Annotated in this window: 2 protein-coding genes; both read right to left on the bottom strand. The window is 62.2% G+C overall.

Annotation, left to right across the window (positions count from 1 at the left end; genetic code table 11):
- Positions 1-138: 138 nt before the first annotated feature.
- Positions 139-1,170 (bottom strand): glycosyltransferase, encoded by a 1,032-nt coding sequence (locus tag AABB87_RS23005; protein ID WP_341973602.1) that lies wholly within the window; start codon positions 1,168-1,170, stop codon positions 139-141.
- Between the two features lie 21 nt (positions 1,171-1,191).
- Positions 1,192-1,572: FlhC family transcriptional regulator (locus tag AABB87_RS23000; RefSeq protein WP_341973601.1), on the bottom strand; the 381-nt coding region annotated here is incomplete at its 5' end.

The following is a 1,572-nucleotide window of genomic DNA, read 5'->3' as shown; positions in this document are numbered from 1 at the left end:
CAAACTCCCAACATCGGCGCTTTTCCGTCACTGAAGTCCCCTTTCTTCCCTGGGGCTTGTCAGGTTTTTTCCTACAAGAGGCGAGATGCGCCGGCCTCCCAGCCCTGTTCTGCGCTTGTCCCGCCTCAGCGGGCCAATTCAAGCGGCGTAGGCCTGGCGCATGGCAGCAGCTTCTTCCGCCCGCCCGGTGCCTTCCAACACCAGTGCCAGATTGTGAGCCGCCAGGTGACTGCCACGGCCGGCCACAGCGCCGCTTTGCTCGGGGCGCTCGCCGATTTCCAGGCAGCGCCGCCAAGCGTCTTCGATCATGGGCAGCAGCAACTCGGCCTGCTCGGGCGCGTCGGCGGCCCAATCCAAGAGCAAGTCGCCCAAGGCGAAGAAGAAGTCAGGAGATTCGGCACAAACCACCAACTGGGTCTCAGCAAATTGGATGGCAGCCTCATGCTGCTTGAGCTGCTTAAGCCCGAACAGGCGCCGCGCGACCAGATCGGCCCACCACGTGGGGCTGTCGCTCAACAAGTCAGCGCTGCGAGCAAAGAAGTGCTCAGCCTCGGCATAGTCTTCGTACACCGAGCAGTCCTTGCCCATCTGATAGCAAAGGTAGGCGTCATCCGGGCGTTGCGCCAGCGCCAGCGTCAGCAAGGCCTTGTTCCGGCCCTTCTTCGACTGCAGGCGCTCGGGCTGATAGCCATCGTGACCAATCTGCAAGGCCAGCGGCCTCAGCGGCAAGTTGTGGATCACCTGCTCATGGATATGCCCGGCATATCGCAGCTGGCCAGGCAACACGCGCGAGAGGCGCGAGCGCGCCACTTGTTGCTGCCCATCATGGAACTGATCCAACAGCTCGATGCTGCCGACAAAATCGGGTCGGGTGTGGCGCAAGGCGGCCAACGCCTCGCCGCCGCTGATCAGCCACTCATCGGCGTCCAGCACCACATGCCAATCGGCATTGGCCAAATCCAGGGCGGCATTGCGCGCTGCAGCGAAGTCATCACACCAGGCAAAGTGCGCCACGCGTGCGCCGGCCGCAGCGGCCAGCGCCGGTGTGGCGTCGGTGGATCCGGTGTCCAGCACCAGCATGTCGTCTACCCAGGGCTTGATGCTTTGCAGCAAGCGCTCGATCTGCCCCGCCTCATTGCGGGCGATCAAGACCAGGGCAGTTCGGAACATGGGCAGTTGGGACAGCAAGACTCAGTGCATCTGGATCGCGCCCTGCGCGCGGCCCTTGCCGGCGCGGGCCGGTGGGTTGCACATGCCGCAAACATAGTGGCGGGCAATTTCATGCGGATGGGTCACGAACTGACCGCCGCAGGTGCTGCACTTGGTCATCGTCAACATGCCGTTGTCGATGAACTTCACAAGGCGCCAAGCGCGCGTCACCGACAGCATGGCTTCCAGGCCCTGCGCTTGCGTCTGTTCTTGATAGAGCTGATAGGCCTTGATGACCGCATCAATCTCATCCAGCTCAGAGACCTTGTTCAGGTACTCATGCACATTCAAAAACAGCGAGGCGTGAATATTGGGCTGCCAGGTCATGAACCAGTCGGTCGAGAACGGCAACTGGCCCTTGCT

It is taken from the genome of Roseateles sp. PN1, assembly GCF_038419725.1.
GTDB lineage: Bacteria > Pseudomonadota > Gammaproteobacteria > Burkholderiales > Burkholderiaceae_C > Paucibacter_A.
This window is presented reverse-complemented; position numbering and strand designations above follow the sequence as displayed.